The sequence below is a fragment of the Terrabacter sp. C0L_2 genome (genome assembly GCF_036352015.1).
Lineage (GTDB): Bacteria > Actinomycetota > Actinomycetes > Actinomycetales > Dermatophilaceae > Terrabacter > Terrabacter tumescens.
The window spans coordinates 4,298,961-4,313,318 of sequence record NZ_CP143557.1 but is presented as its reverse complement, the minus strand read 5'-3'; the positions used below and the strand labels follow the sequence as shown (position 1 = coordinate 4,313,318).

General features: G+C 72.4%; 12 protein-coding genes and 1 tRNA gene. 9 read left to right on the top strand and 4 right to left on the bottom strand.

The window, feature by feature from the left end; genetic code table 11:
- Positions 1 to 30: 30 nt before the first annotated feature.
- Positions 31 to 834: an ABC transporter permease gene (locus U5C87_RS20070; protein WP_330474206.1), complete on the bottom strand. Its 804-nt coding sequence runs from the start codon at positions 832 to 834 to the stop codon at positions 31 to 33.
- Positions 831 to 1,913: an ABC transporter ATP-binding protein gene (locus U5C87_RS20065; protein WP_330474205.1), complete on the bottom strand. Its 1,083-nt coding sequence runs from the start codon at positions 1,911 to 1,913 to the stop codon at positions 831 to 833. Before U5C87_RS20065 ends, U5C87_RS20070 begins: the two co-directional genes overlap by 4 nt.
- A 195-nt stretch (positions 1,914 to 2,108) precedes the next feature.
- Here U5C87_RS20065 and U5C87_RS20060 point away from each other — a divergent pair, with 195 nt between their 5' ends.
- A complete protein-coding gene (locus U5C87_RS20060; RefSeq protein ID WP_330474204.1) occupies positions 2,109 to 3,503 on the top strand; it encodes a hemolysin family protein in 1,395 nt (464 codons plus the stop codon).
- Positions 3,500 to 4,537 (top strand): hemolysin family protein, encoded by a 1,038-nt coding sequence (locus U5C87_RS20055; RefSeq protein ID WP_330474203.1) that lies wholly within the window; start codon positions 3,500 to 3,502, stop codon positions 4,535 to 4,537. Before U5C87_RS20060 ends, U5C87_RS20055 begins: the two co-directional genes overlap by 4 nt.
- A gap of 38 nt (positions 4,538 to 4,575) precedes the next feature.
- On the opposite strand, the gene U5C87_RS20050 is transcribed toward U5C87_RS20055, so the two are convergent.
- Together U5C87_RS20050 and U5C87_RS20045 are read right to left on the bottom strand one after the other, a co-directional pair.
- Complete coding sequence (locus U5C87_RS20050; protein WP_330474202.1) at positions 4,576 to 5,190, bottom strand: ASCH domain-containing protein; 615 nt, start codon at positions 5,188 to 5,190, stop codon at positions 4,576 to 4,578.
- Between the two features lie 210 nt (positions 5,191 to 5,400).
- A tRNA-Arg gene (locus U5C87_RS20045) sits at positions 5,401 to 5,472 on the bottom strand.
- A 148-nt stretch (positions 5,473 to 5,620) separates the two neighbouring features.
- On the opposite strand from U5C87_RS20045, the gene U5C87_RS20040 reads away from it, so the two are divergent.
- The 7 genes from U5C87_RS20040 (at position 5,621) to U5C87_RS20010 (ending at position 14,348) form a co-directional block, all read left to right on the top strand.
- Complete coding sequence (locus U5C87_RS20040; RefSeq protein ID WP_330474201.1) at positions 5,621 to 6,415, top strand: DALR anticodon-binding domain-containing protein; 795 nt, start codon at positions 5,621 to 5,623, stop codon at positions 6,413 to 6,415.
- A gap of 2 nt (positions 6,416 to 6,417) precedes the next feature.
- Positions 6,418 to 7,836 carry a diaminopimelate decarboxylase gene (gene lysA / locus U5C87_RS20035; protein ID WP_330474200.1) on the top strand — a complete coding sequence of 473 codons (1,419 nt, stop codon included), beginning with the start codon at positions 6,418 to 6,420 and terminating at the stop codon, positions 7,834 to 7,836.
- Between the two features lie 94 nt (positions 7,837 to 7,930).
- The gene (locus U5C87_RS20030) at positions 7,931 to 9,247 is read left to right on the top strand and encodes a homoserine dehydrogenase (RefSeq protein WP_030194878.1); all 1,317 of its coding nucleotides are present in this window, start codon (positions 7,931 to 7,933) and stop codon (positions 9,245 to 9,247) included.
- On the top strand, positions 9,247 to 10,341 hold the full coding sequence (thrC, locus tag U5C87_RS20025; RefSeq protein WP_330474199.1) for a threonine synthase: 1,095 nt from the start codon (positions 9,247 to 9,249) through the stop codon (positions 10,339 to 10,341). Before U5C87_RS20030 ends, thrC begins: the two co-directional genes overlap by 1 nt.
- Before the next feature lie 4 nt (positions 10,342 to 10,345).
- Positions 10,346 to 11,323, top strand: coding sequence for a homoserine kinase (thrB, locus tag U5C87_RS20020; protein WP_330474198.1), 978 nt, complete (start codon positions 10,346 to 10,348; stop codon positions 11,321 to 11,323).
- Positions 11,324 to 11,595: 272 nt separating this feature from the next.
- On the top strand, positions 11,596 to 13,806 hold the full coding sequence (gene rho / locus U5C87_RS20015) for a transcription termination factor Rho (protein WP_443082145.1): 2,211 nt from the start codon (positions 11,596 to 11,598) through the stop codon (positions 13,804 to 13,806).
- Positions 13,807 to 13,946: 140 nt separating this feature from the next.
- Positions 13,947 to 14,348 (top strand): response regulator transcription factor, encoded by a 402-nt coding sequence (locus U5C87_RS20010; protein ID WP_052358347.1) that lies wholly within the window; start codon positions 13,947 to 13,949, stop codon positions 14,346 to 14,348.
- Positions 14,349 to 14,358: the final 10 nt, after the last annotated feature.

Sequence of the window (14,358 nt, the reverse complement as noted above, 5' to 3'; positions counted from 1 at the left end):
CACGTCGGGACGGCTTGCCGCTCCGGTCGGTCAGCTGATGTCGGCGCGGAGCGTGCGCCACGTGCCGAGACCGGCCATCGCGGCGGCGTACCCGATGAGCACGAGCGCGCCGGCCCACCAGGAGAGCTGGGTGATGGGGCGGCCGTCGAAACCCCCGCTGGTGGACTCGAGCATCGCGCTCGTGGCGCGGCTCGGCAGGTAGGGGGAGATGCTCTTGCCCCAGTCGGTCAGGGCGAGGACGAGGCCGAGGAGCGGCTCGACGATCCAGGCGACGGCCACGGAGATGAGCAGGGCCGCGACCTGGTTGGGGATGAGGATGCCGGCCCCGAGCCCGATGAGGGCCCACAGGCCCAGGACGAGCAGGGACAGCGCGAGCGTGCGCCAGATCGAGGTGTCGGCGAACGGCGCGACGCCCTTGGAGGTCAGCGCGAGCGTTCCCGCGCCGACGGCGCCGGCGAGGGACAGCAGGCCGTAGAGGGCTCCCACGGCGAGCAGCGAGACGACCTTGGCCGCCATGACGCGGCCGCGCCGGGGGATCGCGAGGAAGGTCGCGGTGATGGTCTGGTGGCGGTACTCCGAGCCGATCGTCAGCACCCCGATCGACAGGGTGAGCAGGTAGCCGACCTGCAGGCCGCCGGTGAAGACGGCCTTGGCGAGGGCCGCGTCGGTGCGCGGCGCCGCAGCGGCCTGCGGGCCCCGGACCGCGTCGCTCGTGAAGACGAAGGCGAACAGCACGGCGAACGCGGCGCCGCTCAGCAGCACGGCGATCGCCATGCCCCACCAGAGGCGGGTCGTGAAGAGCTTGCGGAGCTCGGCCCGCACCGCAGCCGTCATCGGAGGTCTCCGTCGTGGTCGGGTGCGCCCGAGGGCCGGGCGGACTGGGCGGACTGGGCGCGCTGGTCGGCCTGCGCGGGCTCGGCGAGCAGAGCGGGGTCGATGGGTGGCCCGCTGGGCGGTGGCAGGTCGACGGGGGAGCCGCCCGGCGGACGGGCGAGGTTGCGGTTGCGGTGCTCCTCGCTCTCGGTGAGGTTGAAGAACAGCTCCTCGAGGTGGGTCTGCTCGCTGCGCAGCTCGTGGATCGCGACGTCGCTGGCGTGGGCCACGTCGCCGACGACCGCGAGGTCCTCGGTCGTGACCCGCAGCCCCCGCCCGCTCGGGGCGACGGCGAGACCACGGTCGCGCAGCGCCTGGCTGAGGCGGTCGGGGTCGGACGTGCGGACGTATGCCGTGGGCTCGCCGCGCAGCTCGGCGACGGTGCCCTGGGCGACCCGTTGGCCGTTGGCGATGATGACGACGTCGTCGACGGTCTGCTCGACCTCGGAGAGCATGTGGCTGGAGATGAGGAGCGTGCGGCCCTCGTCGGCGAGCTGGCGCAGGAAGCCGCGCAGCCAGCGGATGCCCTCGGGGTCGAGGCCGTTGGCGGGCTCGTCGAGGATGATGACGCGGGGGTCGCCGAGCAGGGCGGCGGCGAGGCCGAGCCGCTGGCGCATGCCCATCGAGTAGCCACCGGCGCGCTTGCGGGCGGCGGCGGGGATGCCGACGAGCTCGAGCAGCTCGTCGACACGCGTGTCCGGCACGCCGGCCACGGCGGCCTGCACCCGGAGGTGGTTGCGACCGGTGCGACCGGGGTGGAAGTTCGTCGCCTCGAGCGCTGACCCGACGACGGTGAGGGGGTTGGCGATGTCGGCGTAGCGGTGGCCGTCGATCGTCGCGGTGCCGTCGGTGGCGCGAACGAGACCGAGGAGCATGCGCAGGGTCGTCGTCTTGCCGCTGCCGTTGGGCCCGAGGAAGCCGGTGACGCGGCCCGGCTCGACGTCGAAGTCGAGGTGGTCGACGGCCGTGAACGAGCCGAAGCGCTTCGTCAGCCCCCGCACCTCGATGTGCCCGGTGAACTCCGGTCGTCCGTGCACCACCCGTGCTCCCTCCGTCGTCCGGCGCGCGAGTCGCGGGCCCCGCCGTGATGCGCCCAACTCAACCACACGGCATACGCCCTCCACGCGGAGGTGGGCCGAGCGGTCCGCGCGTCCCTGCGCGCCCTCTCCTCCATATAGTGGGCGCACCATGACCAAGCCTTGCGACCCGGTCCCGGCCCGACGGGCGGTCCCCGAGTGACCGAGTGGCTCCTCGTCCTCGGCGCCGTCCTGCTCACCGCGGGCACCGCGCTCTTCGTCGCCGCCGAGTTCTCCCTCGTGGCCATCGACCGGCCGACGGTCCAGCGCGCCATCGACGAGGGGGACTCGCGGGCGCGCGTCGTGCTGCAGTCGCTCAAGCAGCTCTCGACGCAGCTGTCCGCGGCCCAGGTCGGGATCACGATCACGACCCTCGTCGTCGGCTACCTCGCCCAGCCGTCCATCGGTGTCCTCGTGTCCGGGCCGCTCACCTCACTCGGGCTGGGGGCCGGCGCCGTCGAGGCGGTGTCGAGCGCGCTCGCCCTGCTGATCGCGACGGTCTTCTCGATGGTCTTCGGCGAGCTGCTCCCGCAGTTCCTCGGCATCTCCGCGCCGCTCGCGACGGCCAAAATCGTGGCGCTCCCGGTCCGCGTCTTCGCCGTGGTCGCCAAGCCGCTCATCGTCGTGCTCAACGGCTCGGCCAACGCCTTCCTGCGGGCGCTCGGCATCGAGCCGCAGGAGGAGCTGTCGGGCGCGCGCACGCCCCAGGAGCTCGCGAGCCTCGTCCAGCGCTCGGCCGAGGCCGGCACGCTCGACGTGACGACGGCGCGCATGCTGACCCGCTCGCTCGGGTTCGGCGAGCGCACCGCCGACGACGTCATGACGCCGCGCGTGCGCTGCACCGGCATCCACCGCGACGAGTCCGCCGACGACGTGCTGCGCCTGTCGCGACGCACCGGGCACTCGCGCTTCCCCGTCCTCGGCGAGGACTGGGACGACATCGACGGCGTCGTCCACGTCAAGAAGGCGATGGCGGTCCCGCACGATCGGCGCAAGGACGTGCCCGTCTCGGCGCTCATGTCCGACCGCCTCGTCGTGCCCGAGACGATCCGGCTCGACCCGCTGCTGCGCGAGCTGCGCGAAGGCGGCTTCCAGATGGCCGTCGTCGTCGACGAGTACGGCGGCACCTCGGGCATCGTCACGCTCGAGGACGTCGTGGAGGAGATCGTCGGCGAGGTGTCCGACGAGCACGACCGCAGCCGTCAGGGTGGTCGCGAGCTCATCGACGGCTCGTGGACGGTGCCCGGGCTGTGGCGCCCGGACGAGGTGCGCGACGCCTTCGGCGCCGACGTCCCCGACGGCTCGACCTACGAGACGATGGGCGGCTTCGTCATGACGAGCCTCGGGCGGGTGCCCGTCGTCGGCGACGTCGTGCGACTGCCGGGCTGGCGCATCAACGTCGTCGGCATGGAGGGCCGCCGGGTGGACCGGCTGCGCTTCGTGCCCGACCCGGAGTCGCTCCCGCAGGACGCGGACCACGCACCGGACGATCCGGCAGGAGACGGGCACGACGGGCGTATGCCGTCAGCCGGTCGATCGGGGGACGCGTCGTGAGCGGTCCCTGGGTCTACGTCGTCTCGGTCTTCCTCCTGCTCGGCAACGCCTTCTTCGTCGGCGCTGAGTTCGCGGCGATGGCGGTGCGCCGCTCGACGCTCGAGCCGCTGGCCGACGCCGGGAGCAAGCGCGCGCAGTCGTGCCTGCTCGCCCTCGAGCGGCTCGGGTCGATGCTCGCGACCGCGCAGCTCGGCATCACCGTGTGCTCGGTCGGACTGGGTGCGCTCGCCGAGGCCGCCCTGCACCACCTGCTCGAGCCGGTCTTCCACGCCTGGGGGCTGTCCGATGCGTGGGCGAGCGGGGTGGCGCTGGCGCTCGCGCTGCTCATCGTCTCCTACCTGCACGTCGTCGTCGGCGAGATGATCCCCAAGAACCTCGCCATCGCCGGCCCCGACCGGGCCGCTCTCGTGCTCGTGCCGCCGCTCTTCTTCATCGCGAGCGCCCTGCGGCCGATCATCCACGCGATGGAGACCGTCGCGAAGGCGCTCGTCCGGCTCTTCAAGGTCGAGCCCAAGGACGAGATCACCTCGGCGTTCACGGTCGAGGAGGTGGCCCACATCGTCGGCGAGTCCCGGCGCGAGGGCCTCATCGAGGAGGAGCGCCACGGCCTCGTCGCCAAGACGCTCGAGTTCTCCGACAAGCGGGCCCGCGAGGTAGCCGTCGACGTGAGCTCGCTGACGACCGTCGAGCTCGGCGCGACGCCGGCCGACATCGAGCGCCTCGTCGCCAAGCAGGGCTTCTCGCGCTACCCGGTGCGCGACGCCGCCGGTGAGATCGCCGGCTACCTGCACCTCAAGGACATCCTCTACGCCGACGACGAGCGGCACGAGCAGCCCATCCCGCCCAAGCGGGTCCGCCGTCTCGCCACGGTGCGCGAGGACGACGACATCGAGGACGTGCTGGCCACCATGCAGCTGACCGGCGCCCACCTCGCGCGCGTCATCGACGCCGACGCGGCCGTGTCCGGCGTCGTCTTCCTCGAGGACGTCCTCGAGGAGCTCGTCGGCGAGGTCACCGACACCACCCAGCGCTGAGCGCTGTGCTGGGGGAGCGGTGTGCCGCGTGGCCGGGGTCAGCCGGCGCGTTCGACCCAGCCGAGGTAGGCCGCGCCGCGGGGTGAGAGCTCGTAGCCGACGTCGTGGCTGATGGTCAGGCCGAGTGTCTTGAGCTTGCGGATGTCGACCTTCATCGGCAGCAGCTCCACCCCGCGCACAGCGGCGAGCTCCTTGGACACGACCCGCGGGTTGTCGCGGATCCACTCGAGGATCTCGCGCGTCCACGGCCCCGTCGGGCGGGCGTCGAGACGCGCGAGCCGGGCCGCGATGTCACGCAGCGCCTCGTCGTCGGGAAGGCTGTCGCGCAAGGCGATCCGCGGGTCCTCGCCGGCCCAGCTGAGCGTGATGCGATAGACCGTGTCGCCGCCGCGGCTACCGCGGGCCGACGGCTTGCGCTCGCGCGGTGCCAGGAACCTCTGCAGCGTCGCCAGGTCCTTGACGCCTGCCTTCCTCGCGTCGCGCTCGGTGAGGCGGTCGGGGTCACGCACCCTGCTGACGGCGTCGAAGCGCACGAGGCCGGCGGGAGTCAGCTGGAGGCCGCCGACCTTGACCCGCGGCACGTCCCACCGGCGGAAGGCCTGGGTGACGGTGCCGGCCCGGATGGCCTCGGCGACGGGCTTCGAGATGAGCACGCCGTCCACTGTGGCAGATCAGGCGCTGGTCGCGAGCCTGCTGCTGGTGCAACCGCTTCTGCGAGCCGAGGTCTCGGCCCTGGTGCCCCGGCAGGACTCCGATCGCGTCCTCGTCCTCGGACGCGATCTCCCCGAACCCCTCGGGGGAACGACGAACGAAGGCCGACCTGAAGGGCGCTTCGCGCCATCAGGTGGGCCTTCGTTCGTCTGTGCCCCCGGCAGGATTCGAACCTGCGCTCCCGCCTCCGGAGGGCGGTGCTCTATCCCCTGAGCTACGGGGGCGGCTCGCACTTTCGTGCGCCCGGTGAGATTAGCAGCACCGGGCGGCGAACGCTGAATGCGCCCCCGCCTTCGTGGAGCCCGTCCGGCACCAGGCGCCGTGAGAGCTCCACGAACAGGCGTGGGCGGCCCACCCTCGTAGACTCGCCGCATGACGCCGGAGCAGCTGCGCGCCCTCCTCGAGGAGGTCGCCGCGCAGGCGGCCCGCACCGGCGAGCTGCCCGACGAGGCCGAGGGGGGCCCACCGGCCGGCCCGATCTTCCGGCCCGCAGACACCCGCGCCGCCGGCGTCGTCGCCGACTGGGTGACACCTGTCTCGCAGCGCTGGGCGCCGGTCCTCGACCTCGCCCCCCGTGACCTGGCCCGCGTCCTCGCCCTGGGGCTGACGCGCCAGAAGCCCGTCGCCGCCGTCGAGGTCGCACCGAGCGGGCTCATCGCCCTGACCTTGGAGGACTCGGCGCGCTCCGCGATCGTCCCGCGTGTCATCGACGAGCAGGACCACTACGCCCTCGTCCCCGGCCGGCCGCGCGACGAGGTCGTCGAGGCCCCCGGCAGTCGGGGCCCTGACGACTCCCTGCGCCCCGCCCAGCTCGCGCACGCCCGTCTGTGCCGGATCATCCGCAATGCCGAGGCCGCCGGGGTGGAGCGACGGCCGTCGGCCCGGCTCGGCGAGCTGACCCACGTCGCCGAGCGGCAGCTGCTGGTGGCGCTCGCCGACCTGCCGCAGCGACTCGACCGGCACGTCGGCGACGAGGACCAGCAGCGGCGCGCCGTGACCGACCTCGCGGCACTGGCCGACGCGTGGGACCACCCCGTCCGGCCCATGACGGTGGGGGTCCACCCGGCCTCGATCCACGGCGCCCGGCTGCTGCTCGCCGACGCCGCGCGGATCGTCTTGCGCAATGGACTGAGCCGCCTCGGCGCGGCGGCCCCGGAGAGGATGTAGGCATGCGCGCACACGAAGCTGGAGCGCTGCACGCGGAGGGCTATCGCGGCCCCGCGTGGCTCCAGACCCCGGCCGACGTCAACGCCCTCGTCCCGTCCCTCTGGGCGACGTCCGTGGGCCGGGGGAGCGACGGCGTCCTCACGGTCGGTGGGGTGAGCGTGACCGAGCTGGCACGCGAGTTCGGCACACCGGCATACATCATCGACGAGGACGACTTCCGTTCGCGCGCAAGGGATTTCAAGCAGACGTACGCCGAGGTGTTCGACAGCGTGTCGGGCGGCGCGGACGTCTTCTACGCCGGCAAGGCCTTCCTCTGCACCGAAGTGGCCCGGTGGGTGCACGACGAGGGACTGCACCTCGACGTGTGCACCGGCGGTGAGCTCGCGGTGGCGAAGCGGGCCGGCGTGCCCGGCGAGCGCATCGGTCTGCACGGCAACAACAAGAGCGTCGCCGAGATCCGTGACGCGCTCGACTACGGCGTGAGCCGGATCGTCATCGACTCCTTCGACGAGATCGAGCGCGTCGCTGCGGTGGCGACCGAGCTCGGCGTCGTCGCACCGGTCCTCGTCCGCGTCACCGTCGGCGTCGAGGCCCACACCCACGAGTTCATCGCCACGGCCCACGAGGACCAGAAGTTCGGCCTCTCCCTGGCCGGCGGGCATGCCTTCGAAGCAGCACGGCGGATCCTCGGCAAGCCCGAGTCGCTGCGCCTGCTCGGCCTGCACAGCCACATCGGCTCGCAGATCTTCGACACGGCAGGCTTCGAGGTGTCGGCCCGGCGCATCGTCGGCCTCCACTCGCAGATCGCACGCGAGCTCGGCGCCGAGCTGCCCGAGCTCGACCTCGGCGGCGGGTTCGGCATCGCCTACACGACCGAGCACGACCCGCTGCCGCCGAAGAGCCTCGCGGCCGGCATGGCCGAGATCATCGAGCGCGAGTGCCGCGCCGACGGGATCGCCGTGCCCCGCATCTCCATCGAGCCGGGCCGCGCCATCGCCGGGCCCTCGACCTTCACCCTCTACGAGGTCGGCACCGTCAAGCCCGTCGACCTCGACGGCGGCGCCCAGCGCGTCTACGTCTCGGTCGACGGCGGCATGAGCGACAACGTGCGCACCGCCCTCTACGACGCCAACTACTCGTGCACCCTGGCCAGCCGCGCCTCGGACGCCGCGCCGGTCCTCGGGCGCGTCGTGGGGCGGCACTGCGAGAGCGGCGACATCGTCGTCAAGGACGAGTTCCTCCCCGGCGACATCGGTGCCGGTGACCTGCTCGCCGTCCCCGGCACGGGCGCCTACTGCCGGTCGCTGTCGAGCCAGTACAACCACACACCACGGCCGCCGGTCGTCGCGGTGCGCGACGGGGTCGCCCGCGTCATCGTGCGGCGCGAGACCATCGACGACCTGCTCGCCCTCGACGTCTGATGGGGGGCGATGTCGGTGCAGATCCTTCGCCGCGCATGTCCGGATCGCGAAACAATGACCGTCCAGCAGGCGGACAGGCGGCAGGATTGCCGCCGTGGACAGCGCCGTGAGTGACCCCAAGCCGTTGCGCGTCGCCCTGCTCGGGGCCGGCGTGGTGGGCGGAGCCGTGGCACGCCTGCTCACGGAGCACGCGGACGACATGGCCGCGCGCGTCGGCGCACCCCTCGAGATCGTCGGCATCGCGGTCCGCCGCGGCGGACGCGACCGCGCCGCGCTGGGCGTCGACCCTGCTCTGTTCACCACCGACGCCGAGGAGCTCGTGACCCGCGCCGACGTCGTCGTCGAGGTCATCGGGGGCATCGAGCCGGCCCGGTCCCTCATCCTGCGGGCCATGGAGCACGGGGCGTCCGTCGTCACGGCCAACAAGGCCCTGCTCGCGGAGGACGGTCCGGCCCTCTACGACGCGGCCGCCGCCTACGGCGTCGACCTCTACTACGAGGCCGCCGTCGCCGGGGCCATCCCGCTCCTGCGGCCGCTGCGCGAGTCGCTCGCCGGCGACGAGGTGCGCAAGGTCCTCGGCATCGTCAACGGCACGACCAACTACGTCCTCGACAAGATGGACACCACCGGCGCGGGCTTCGACGACGCCGTCGAGCAGGCCCAGGCTCTCGGCTACGCCGAGGCCGACCCGACCGCCGACGTCGAGGGGTTCGACGCCGCCGCAAAGGCGGCCATCCTCGCCTCCCTCGCCTTCCACACGCGCGTCTCGGGCGCCGACGTCTACCGCGAGGGGATCACGGAGGTGACGGCCACCGACGTCGCGGCCGCCCGTGAGATGGACGCCGTCGTCAAGCTCCTCGCGATCTGCGAGCGCAGCGACAAGGGCGTGAGCGTCCGCGTGCACCCGGCGATGATCCCGCGCTCCCACCCGCTGGCCGGAGTGCGCGAGGCCTTCAACGCCGTCTTCGTCGAGGCCGACGCCGCGGGCGAGCTGATGTTCTACGGCAAGGGCGCCGGCGGCGACCCGACGGCCTCGGCAGTCCTGGGCGACCTCGTCGCCGTCGCCCGTCACCGCGTCGGTGGGGGTCTCGGGCCGGGGGAGTCGAGCTACGCAGACCTGCCCGTGCTGACGATGGGCGACGCCCAGACGAGGTACCACATCAGCCTCGACGTCGAGGACCGCTCCGGCGTGCTCGCCCAGGTCGCGGCGGCCTTCGCCGACCACGACGTGTCGATCGAGACGGTGCGCCAGCAGCTCGTCCCCGCCGGCAACGGCGAGAGCGCCCGCGCCAACCTCATCATCGTCACGCACTCCGCGAGCGATGCCGCCCTGTCGTCCACGGTCGAGCGCCTGCGCACGCTCGACGTCGTCCGTGGAGTCAACTCCGTCATGCGCGTGGAAGGTTCGTGATGGCCCACCAGTGGCGCGGAGTGATCCGCGAGTACGCCGACCGCCTCCCGATGCTCGAGGGCGCGCCCGTCGTCACCCTCCACGAGGGCGGCACGCCGCTCATCCACGCCGAGAAGCTCTCCGCCCTCGTCGGCGCCGAGGTGCACCTCAAGTTCGAGGGGCTCAACCCGACGGGCTCCTTCAAGGACCGCGGCATGACGACGGCCATCAGCGTGGCCGCGCGCAAGGGTGCCAAGGCCGTCATCTGCGCGAGCACGGGCAACACGAGCGCGTCGGCCGCGGCCTATGCCACCAAGGCCGGAATGACGTGCGGCGTCCTCGTCCCCGACGGCAAGATCGCCATGGGCAAGCTGAGCCAGGCGATCGCGCACGGGGCGACGCTGCTGCAGGTCGACGGCAACTTCGACGACTGCCTCACGCTCGCCCGCAAGCTCGCCGAGGCCTACCCGGTCGAGCTCGTCAACTCGGTCAACCCGGCCCGCATCGAGGGTCAGAAGACCGCGAGCTTCGAGGTCGTCGACGCGCTCGGCGACGCCCCCGACATCCACTGCCTGCCGGTCGGCAACGCCGGCAACATCACGGCGTACTGGCGCGGCTACCGCGAGTACCTCGCCGAGCCGGTGACCGACGCCCCGGCCGGCCCGGCGACGCACCTGCCGCAGATGTGGGGATTCCAGGCGGCCGGCGCGGCGCCGATCGTCCTCGGGCACCCCGTCGACCACCCCGAGACGATCGCGACGGCCATCCGCATCGGCAACCCCGCGTCCTGGGAGCAGGCCATCGCGGCCCGCGACGAGTCGGGGGGCCGCATCGACGCCGTCACCGACGAGCAGATCCTCGACGCGCACCGCTATCTCTCGGCCAAGGAGGGCGTCTTCGTCGAGCCCGGCTCGGCGGCCTCCGTCGCGGGACTCCTCGCGAGCCACACGGCCGGTCTCGTGCCCTCCGGGGCACGCATCGTCTGCACCGTCACCGGCCACGGCCTCAAGGACCCCCAGTGGGCGCTGCGCACGGCCGACGGGGGAGAGGTCGTGCCGACCCGTGTGTCGGTCGACGCGTTCTCCGCGGCGCAGGCGCTCGGTCTCGAGGGCTGAGCGCGTGAGCCGGGTGCCTGCGGGCCGCTCCGTCGAGGTGCGGGTGCCCGCGAGCAGCGCCAACCTCGGCCCCGGTTTCGACTCGATCGGCCTGGCCCTGGGCCTCTGGGACCACTACGTCGTGACGACGTCTGACACTCCCGGGCTGCTCATCGAGGTCACCGGCGAGGGCGCCGTCGACGTGCCCACCGACGAGCGGCACCTCGTGCACGCGACGATGCAGCACACGTGGCGGGTTCTGGGTGTCGAGCCGCCGTCGGGCCTGCGTCTCGTGGCTGCCAACGGCGTCCCGCACGGCCGTGGTCTCGGGTCCTCGGCGACCGCCATCGTCGCGGGTGTCGTTGCCGCACAAGCCCTTTCGCTGGGTGTCGCCGAGGGCTCGTATGCCGCCTGGCCGGCCCCCGGAGAGGCCGTGCCCGTCGACCTGGGGCTGGCGACCGACGTGTCGAGCCGGCTCGAGGGTCATCCCGACAACGCCTCCGCCAGCGTGCTGGGGGGCCTCACCGTCAGCTGGATGCCCGACGGCACGGGTCTCGACCTCGGCGACCGCACGGTCACGGCACGCATCGACCTGCACCCGGACGTCGACGTCGTCGTCTTCGTCCCGGAGACGCAGCTCGCGACCCGGACGGCCCGCGCCGTGCTGCCCGAGAGGGTGCCGCTCGCGGCGGCCGCAGCCGGCGCCGGACGTGCAGCGCTCCTCGTCCACGCCCTGACCGCGGACCCCTCGCACCTGCACGCGGCCACCCGCGACTGGCTCCACCAGGAGGCTCGCCGACCGTCCTACCCCGCCACGATGGAGCTCGTGGACCTGCTCCGCTCGCAGGGGCGAGCGGCGGTCGTCTCGGGGGCGGGACCGAGCGTCCTCGTGCTCACGACCCGCGAGGCGGCGGCCGAGGTGCAGGCCGGCCACCTCGCATCGCACTGGGAGCGGCTCAGCCCGTCGGTCCCGCTGCACGGCGCGACCGTTCACGCCCGCTGAACCACGACACCTGCGGTCGTCACCGCCCGGTCGGAGGTCGCCGGGTGGTATCCTGACGCCGCACCACACGCCGCGACATCGCAGGCCGGTGCATCACCCCCACACTGAGGCGAATTCTTGTGCCTCTGGGCGCGTTCTGCGCCGAAGTGGATCTCAGACGGCCAGGTCACCTGGTCCAAGTCCGGCCCGCTGGAATCTCCCGGGCCGCAAACGAGGGGGAAGGATCCTTCGTGTCAGAAACAACCACCCGTCCGCTCTCCGGCCTGTCGGCCATGAAGCTGGACGAGCTCAAGGGCATTGCGTCGTCGATGGGCATCACCGGGACGACGAAGATGCGCAAGAGCGACCTCGTCGAGGCGATCAAGGCTCGACAGTCCGGCGGTTCGTCGGCTCCGGCGACCCCGGCGGCCTCGAGCGCCTCGGCCCCCGCGTCCGGTGCGGCCGACGCCGCCGCCCCTGCGCAGGCCGCCCCGGCTCGCGCCTCGCGCCGGGTCAGCCGTCCCGCCGGTTCGGCGACGACGACCGAGGCCCAGACCGAGGCGCCCGCCGAGGCTCCGTCCACCACGAGCGCCGAGAGCGCCGAGAGCGTCCCGACCGCCGAGCGTGCCGACGAGACGGCGCAGGAGCGGGCTCCCCGTTCCGAGCGCGCGACGCGCGGTTCGCGTGCGGCCCGCGCCGACGAGCAGGACACCTCCTCGCGCCAGCGCGCCGAGGGCGGCGACGAGTCGACGGGCGACTCGGGCGACGCGGGTGACCGCTCGAGCCGGCAGCGCGACCGTGCCCAGCAGGGCGGTCGCCAGCAGGGTGAGCGTCAGCAGGGCAACCGCGGCGACCGCCAGCAGAACGACCGTCAGGCCGACCGCGCCAACGACCGTCAGGCCGACCGCGGCAACGACCGTCAGGCCGACCGCGCCAACGACCGTCAGGCCGACCGCGGCAACGACCGTCAGGCCGACCGCGCCAACGACCGTCAGGCCGACCGCGCCAACGACCGCGGCCAGCAGCCCGAGCGCCACGCGGACCGCGACCAGCAGGGCAACCGCGGCGACCGCCAGCAGAACGACCGCCAGCAGAACGACCGCCAGCAGCCGCGACAGCAGGACCGCCAGCAGGACCGTCAGCAGGACCGTCAGCAGGACCGCCAGCAGGACCGCCAGCAGGGTGACGGCAACGACCAGAACCGCGGCCAGCAGTCGGGGTACGACGACGACGGCGGCAGCCGTCGCAGCCGCAACCGCCAGCGCAGCCGGGACCGCAAGCGCGGTCGTGGCCGCGAGGGCGGTCAGGACTGGAACGACCAGGACCTCCAGGTCGGTGACGACGACGTGCTCGTGCCCGTCGGCGGCATCCTCGACGTGCTCGACAACTACGCGTTCGTCCGCACGTCCGGCTACCTCGCCGGCCCGAACGACGTCTACGTGCCGCTCGGCATCGTCAAGAAGAACGGCCTGCGCAAGGGCGACGCCGTGACCGGTGCCGTCAAGGCGCTGCGGGACGGCGAGCAGCCCTCGGGCAGCGTGGGGCGCCAGAAGTTCAACGCGCTCGTCCGGCTCGACACTGTCAACGGGCAGACGCCTGAGGAGGCCGCCAAGCGCGTCGAGTTCGGCAAGCTGACGCCGCTCTACCCGCAGCAGCGCCTGCGGCTCGAGACCGAGCCCAACGTGCTGACGACGCGGATCATCGACCTCGTCGCCCCGATCGGCAAGGGCCAGCGCGGCCTCATCGTCGCCCCGGCCAAGGCCGGCAAGACGATGATCATGCAGACCCTCGCCAACGCGATCACGACGAACAACCCCGAGTGCCACCTCATGGTCGTCCTCGTCGACGAGCGCCCCGAGGAGGTCACCGACATGCAGCGCGCCGTCAAGGGCGAGGTCATCTCCTCGACCTTCGACCGGCCGGCCGAGGACCACACGACGGTCGCCGAGCTCGCCATCGAGCGGGCCAAGCGTCTCGTCGAGCTGGGTCACGACGTCGTCGTGCTGCTCGACTCGATCACCAAGCTCGGTCGTGCCTACAACCTCGCCGCCCCGGCGAGCGGGCGCATCCTCTCGGGCGGCGTCGACTCGGCCGCGCTCTACCCGCCGAAGAAGTTCTTCGGCGCGGCGCGCAACATCGAGAACGGTGGCTCGCTCACCATCCTCGCGACCGCCCTCGTCGAGACCGGCTCGAAGATGGACGAGGTGATCTTCGAGGAGTTCAAGGGCACCGGCAACATGGAGCTGCGCCTCAGCCGCGACCTGGCCAACCGTCGCATCTTCCCCGCCGTCGACATCAACAGCTCCGGCACGCGCCGCGAGGAGATCCTTCTCGCGAGCGAGGAACTGAAGATCATGTGGAAGCTGCGTCGGGTCCTTGGCGGCCTCGACGCGCAGCAGGCCATCGAGCTGCTCATCGACCGTCTCAAGAAGACGCGGACCAACTACGAGTTCCTCACGCAGGTGCAGGCGACGAGCAGCTCACGGCTCGACGACGAGTCCTGACCGACTCGCTCCTGGGCGGGGCCCACTCGTCCGGTAGGGGACGGCGCCAGCTGGCGTCGTCCCCTTTCGGCGTTTCACGGGGCAATGGTGTGAATTGTCCATAAAATGGGGGGACCACCCGATCCTCACCATGGAGTGACATGTCTGCGCCTGCCGGCGACCCCGATGCCAGCCCCGTCCGAGTCCTCGTGGCCGACGATGACGCAGACATCCGAGACCTCGTCGAGTTCAAGCTGACCCAGGCCGGATATGCCGTCGAGGCCGTTCCCGACGGCGTCAGTGCCTGGGAGGCCTTCGAGGCCAACCCTCCCCAGCTCGCGGTGCTCGACGTCATGATGCCGGGGCTCTCCGGCATCGACGTGCTGCGCAAGATCCGCGAGAGCGGGCACCCCTCGGTCCCGGTGCTCCTGCTCAGTGCCAAGTCGCGCGACTCCGACGTCGACACCGGCTTCGCCGTCGGCGCCGACGACTACGTCATCAAGCCGTTCAGCCCGCGGGAGCTGCTGCACCGCGTCAACGGCATGCTCGCCAGGGCGCGATGAGAGCCAGGGT

Bases quoted from the DNA above. Each gene is read 5' to 3' on its own strand.
- U5C87_RS20070 (WP_330474206.1), bottom strand. From the start codon at position 834: ATGACGGCTGCGGTGCGGGCCGAGCTCCGCAAGCTCTTCACGACCCGC.
- U5C87_RS20040 (WP_330474201.1), top strand. From the start codon at position 5,621: ATGACGCCGGAGCAGCTGCGCGCCCTCCTCGAGGAGGTCGCCGCGCAG.
- lysA (WP_330474200.1), top strand. From the start codon at position 6,418: ATGCGCGCACACGAAGCTGGAGCGCTGCACGCGGAGGGCTATCGCGGC.
- thrC (WP_330474199.1), top strand. From the start codon at position 9,247: ATGGCCCACCAGTGGCGCGGAGTGATCCGCGAGTACGCCGACCGCCTC.
- rho (WP_443082145.1), top strand. From the start codon at position 11,596: ATGAAGCTGGACGAGCTCAAGGGCATTGCGTCGTCGATGGGCATCACC.
- U5C87_RS20010 (WP_052358347.1), top strand. From the start codon at position 13,947: ATGTCTGCGCCTGCCGGCGACCCCGATGCCAGCCCCGTCCGAGTCCTC.